Source organism: Trinickia sp., assembly GCF_035492435.1.
Taxonomy (GTDB): domain Bacteria; phylum Pseudomonadota; class Gammaproteobacteria; order Burkholderiales; family Burkholderiaceae; genus Trinickia.
The window spans coordinates 1-4,619 of record NZ_DATJJF010000068.1; the positions used below are offsets into that span (position 1 = coordinate 1).

5 protein-coding genes are annotated in these 4,619 nt (G+C 63.4%); 2 read left to right on the forward strand and 3 right to left on the reverse strand.

Annotated features, from left to right (window positions below; genetic code table 11):
* Window positions 1–95: 95 nt before the first annotated feature.
* From VL598_RS05060 to VL598_RS05070, 3 genes are all read right to left on the reverse strand, one after another.
* The gene (locus tag VL598_RS05060) at window positions 96–986 is read right to left on the reverse strand and encodes a TOBE domain-containing protein (RefSeq protein WP_325325600.1); all 891 of its coding nucleotides are present in this window, start codon (window positions 984–986) and stop codon (window positions 96–98) included.
* 24 nt (window positions 987–1,010) lie between these two features.
* Window positions 1,011–2,681 carry a CHAD domain-containing protein gene (locus VL598_RS05065; protein ID WP_325325601.1) on the reverse strand — a complete coding sequence of 557 codons (1,671 nt, stop codon included), beginning with the start codon at window positions 2,679–2,681 and terminating at the stop codon, window positions 1,011–1,013.
* Window positions 2,682–2,806: 125 nt separating this feature from the next.
* Complete coding sequence (locus tag VL598_RS05070; protein WP_325325602.1) at window positions 2,807–3,193, reverse strand: tautomerase family protein; 387 nt, start codon at window positions 3,191–3,193, stop codon at window positions 2,807–2,809.
* Between the two features lie 216 nt (window positions 3,194–3,409).
* Between VL598_RS05070 and VL598_RS05075 the strand changes: the two genes are divergently transcribed.
* On the forward strand, window positions 3,410–3,679 hold the full coding sequence (locus tag VL598_RS05075; RefSeq protein ID WP_325325603.1) for a MoaD/ThiS family protein: 270 nt from the start codon (window positions 3,410–3,412) through the stop codon (window positions 3,677–3,679).
* Between the two features lie 38 nt (window positions 3,680–3,717).
* Window positions 3,718–4,619, forward strand: a 902-nt coding sequence (locus tag VL598_RS05080) for an exo-alpha-sialidase (RefSeq protein ID WP_325325604.1), incomplete at its 3' end; no start/stop codon positions are given.

Here is a 4,619-nt window from a genome sequence, read left to right on the forward strand (position 1 = left end):
CCGGACTCGATGCGCCGCGCCCCGAGCCGCGCGTGGCGCCCCCGTCGAGCGTGCCAATCGCACAGGATCTGTCAGCCTGACTTAGCCAGACAACGTCAATCCGTCGTGCCGAGAATAACGCTCGACGCTTTGAATACAGCGACCGCCCGGCTTCCAGTGGCAAGCCCCAACGTTTGGACGCTTTCGTTGGTCACGATGGCCGTTACTGTGACAGTGGAATCCGGGCTGCCGGAAGCGTTGTCCAATTGCAACGAGACTTCCGAATTGACCGCGCCCTGCGTGACGTGCGAGACCGTCCCCTGTAACTGATTGCGCGCAGAGATGCGCATCCGCCCACTGCCTTCGTCGACGAGCAGCATGACCCATGACGCCTTCACCAGAGCAACGGCGGCCTTGCCCGTTTCGAGGCCCAGCGTTTCGGTGCTTTCATGCGTCAGCACGGCGCAAATGCGCTGGCCACCCGGCAATGTCAGCGTGACCTCGTCATTGACGGCACCACGCGCAATCGATTCCACCGTCCCGTAAAGCTGGTTGCGCGCACTCGTCTTCATGCCGATTCTTCCGATCAAAGCCCAATCGCCCGCAAAATCCTCGATGGCTGAGCTCGCGCGCTCGATGAACTTTCGATGCTCGCACTCGAGCGCACGGTAGGTCTCGATTAAACGGCGCGCGCGCGCCGTCAGCGTCGTGCCCCCGCCTCCTTTGCCGCCGGCTGCCCGTACGACGAGCGCAACGCCGGCCAGGTTGTTCATCGCGTCCACCGCATCCCAAGCGGCCTTGTAGGAGAGGCCGACGACCTTCGCCGCCGCGGTGATGGAGCCCGTCTCACCGATCGCAGCCAAGAGCGCGATGCGCGCCGCACTGGCCAGTGTCTCGCCGCCTGCCTGCAGCCACAGCGAGCCGCCAAGCCCGAGCGGCCCCGCGCTTGCAGCGCTTGCGCCTTCATTGGACGATCGGTCAGGCAGCGGAAATGAACGTGTGGTCATAGGCCGGTGAAATGCTCTTCAAAGCTATAAACGATGGGTGAATTTCGGCTTGCGCAGCTTGCCCAAGAGACGCTCGCCTTCCTGCGCCGCCGAGCGGTTGACGGCCTCGCCCCAGCCGCGTGCGAATCCGCGCTGATAGGGCGTGACGGCCAAACCCCCGTCGTCGAGAAAGCGCTGCGCGGCGACCGTATCGGAAACCTCTCCGAGCACGCTCTGGATGCGGCTCAACCGTCGTGCCAAGTTGCGGCGTCGGCCCGGCGCGACCAGCAACTCAAAAAACTCGAGCGTATAACGCAGCCGCTTGGCCTCGATGCGCCGCTGATGGCGTCCGTTCGCGTCGAGCGACGCCAGCTTGGGCTCGGCAGTGAGCCGTTCGAAGCGTCGTCGCACACGCTTTGCCACATAGCGCGCGAGCGAGCGTTGCGCCAGCTCTGGCGGTCCCGCCGTAAAGTTATGGGCGGCGAGCCACGAGAGCCATGCGAGCGAAAGCGCTGCATAGCGGGGCGAACGCAGCACCTGCTGCAGCCGGTCTCGCGCCTCGAGTCGCCCCGCATCGGCCGCCGCGATGATACCCGACCACGCGGCGGGCTCGGTGTCGGCATTGATGAGCATGGGCAACGTCGAGTCGACAAGGACGTCGCCATCCCGCACTTCGCCGAGAATTTGGCCGAGCCATTTGAAACCCGGCGCGACTCGGGTGCGCCAGTCGTCGTCGACCCAGCGCGGAAAAGTCTTGAGGAGCGTCTTTGCGCGCCGGAGCGCCACGCGCATCTGATGCACGAACTCAGTCTGTGCACTCGTGCGCGCCCCACACTCGTTGCCGAACCATTGCTGCGCAACGTTGCCCGCGATGGCGACGAACGCCTCGTGAGGCGTGCGAGCGCCGGCCAGATCGACGCGCGTCGCGCGCACGGGCTCAGCGCCAGACGCGTCGCCCGTGGCGCGCGCGTATACGTCAATGAGCACGGGAAAGGCAGGCACTCGTTCGATAAGCCAATGCGCGGCCACGAAAAGTGCGCTGACCGCCGCTTTGACGGCCCCATCACACGACGCGTCGACGTCGGATTTCTTATCCACATCGAGCGTGCCGTCGTCGCATAGCACCGATAAACGCAATTCACAAAAGGCTGGCCAATGCCCAGACCGGGCTGATCCGCGTGGTGCCGCCGGGTCTCTTTGCGTCGCTTCGGTGTCGAGCGCATCAAGCAAGATGATTTCGACCGCACGGCCATCAGGCCCGCGCCATTGAAAACCCGTGCAGTACGCCGCCAACGCAGGCGCTGGACGCCACTCGTCGCTCTCGCTGTCGCCCAACTTGAAGTCGGGCGGCACCGCATCGCTTTGCGTGAGCGGCACGCCGGGTGCAAGCTGCACGTTGCGGGTTGTCCGACGCAGCGTCACGCCGGGCGAGAGGGGTCTCGCATGCGAGACCGTCACGCGACGCGTATCTGGCCATTCTTCCAGAACGACGCGTTCACCGCGCCCGCGCCGTTCGACGATGCGTATCGTGATCGCCTCGCGCGGTTTCGTCACTGCCATGTCGCGGGAACGTTCGAGCGCGTTGGCAACAGCGCTGCCGACCGATGGCCTGTCCAGGTGGTGATTGGCCGAATTCGAGCGCGCGGCCCGCTCGTCGCACCATTCGCTGGCAGCATTCGGCTCGATCTCAAGTACAAGCTCGACGGCGCGGGGCATCGTTTTTCGCCCTTTCGGAATTCGATGCGAACGATATTACATCGCCTGAGCAATGCACAGCGATGCGGTGTCGCGGCGGCGCGATGCAATGACTCGCGCCGTCACGCAAAGCGCAAATGCTTCGGTTACGTTTTGACGTACTGAGCCTCTCCGAAACCGAACGACCAATTTTCCGGCCGTACTTCGACCAGATTGATGAAGACGTCTTCCTGGCGCACCCCAGGGCGCTCGGCGAGTAGTTCAACGATGCGCCGGTATAACGCCTGCTTTTGCGCAACCGTTCGGGTATCGCTGACCGTCAGTTGAATGACGATGAAATCGTCGCTTCGCTCGATACCGAGGTAGTGGCGATTGTAGACAAAGTCGGCGGGGGCGTGCTCGGTGAGCAGCATGAACTGATCATCCTGCGGCACGTTGAATGTTTCGACGAGCGCTTGTTGCAAGCCGTCCGTCAAAGCCTCTCGATACTGCACGGATTTACCTTTGGGCAATGCGATGCGCGCCAGCGGCATGGTGACCTCCTTTCATATCGATTGCCGAATTGGCAGACGGGAAAGCGTTCGACGATCGGGCTTTGATGTTGACCCCGCGTCCGGCCCGGCTCATGCAAGACCCGTGCGCCCACCGCCATTCTCGCATCAACGTTGCGTAGATCGAGTGGGATGGAAGACGTTGCCGGGCCCGCGGCGTCAGCTACACTGAATGCTTGCTCCGCTCATTGCTTCGTCATGGCGCATCTTTTTTTCGCCGCATCGATCCAGCGGCATATCCGCGTTCCAGATCGCGAAATCCAGGCGAACTCCGTCGATAAGGCGCTTGCTGCCGTCTTTGTCGACGAGCCGAGGTTGCGCGGCTACATACTGGACGATCAAGGTGCGCTGCGCCGCCATCTCGCCGTTTTCGTCGACGGGCGCCCCGTGCGGGATCGGCAACACCTCTGCGATCCAGTCGATGAGGAGAGCCGCATTTACGTCGTTCAAGCACTGTCGGGCGGCTAAGGCCAGGCAGTCCTATCACCAGCCAGGAGATATGGGTCATGAGCGATCGACTGCTCGTCGGCACGCACAAGGGATTGTTCGAATTCGATTGGGACGATCGCGCGCCGTTGGCCATGGATTCGAGCAGGACTCACTTTCTCGGCGAACCGGTCACCATGACGCTCGAGGATCCGCGCGATGGAACGCTCTACGCCGCACTCAATCTCGGGCACTTCGGGGTCAAGCTACACCGCAGGCTAGCGGGTTCGCGCGATTGGGAAGAATGTGCGGTGCCCGTGTACCCGTTACAGCCGGCGCACAACGGAACGACAGAGAACGGTTCGGGCGAGGCCCAAGCAGAAAGGCCAGACGCGACAACTGTGCCCAGCTGGACGCTCGAGCAGATCTGGTCGCTCGAGGCGGGCGGGCCTGACGAACCCGGCGTCCTATGGGCGGGCACAATCCCTGGCGGACTCTTTTGCTCGAACGACGGAGGCGAAACCTGGACGCTGAACCGCCCGCTGTGGGATAGACCAGAACGCAGCGAATGGATGGGCGGAGGCTACGACCATCCCGGCATCCATTCGGTGATCGTCGATCCGCGCGACAGCCGGCACGTCACGGTGGGCGTATCGACGGGCGGGGTTTGGCAAACCTACGATGGCGGCGCGAGCTGGCGCTTGACCGCGCTCGGCATGCAAGCCGACTATATGCCGCCGAAGCGGCGCGAGGATCCGAACGTTCAGGACCCGCACCGCGTCGTGCATTGTCCGGCGCAGCCGGACACACTGTGGGCGCAGCATCACTGCGCGATTTTTCGATCGACGGATGCCGGCGAAACTTGGCAGCGCATCGAGGCGCATCCGTCGAATTTCGGCTTCGCTGTCGCCGTCGATCCGCGAGATGCCGAAACCGCTTGGTTTGTGCCGGCCGTGAAGGATGCTTGCCGGGTACCCGTCGA

Coding starts and splice junctions, on each gene's coding strand:
- VL598_RS05060 (WP_325325600.1), bottom strand. CDS start 986: ATGACCACACGTTCATTTCCGCTGCCTGACCGATCGTCCAATGAAGGC.
- VL598_RS05070 (WP_325325602.1), bottom strand. CDS start 3,193: ATGCCGCTGGCGCGCATCGCATTGCCCAAAGGTAAATCCGTGCAGTAT.
- VL598_RS05075 (WP_325325603.1), top strand. CDS start 3,410: ATGGCGCATCTTTTTTTCGCCGCATCGATCCAGCGGCATATCCGCGTT.
- VL598_RS05065 (WP_325325601.1), bottom strand. CDS start 2,681: ATGCCCCGCGCCGTCGAGCTTGTACTTGAGATCGAGCCGAATGCTGCC.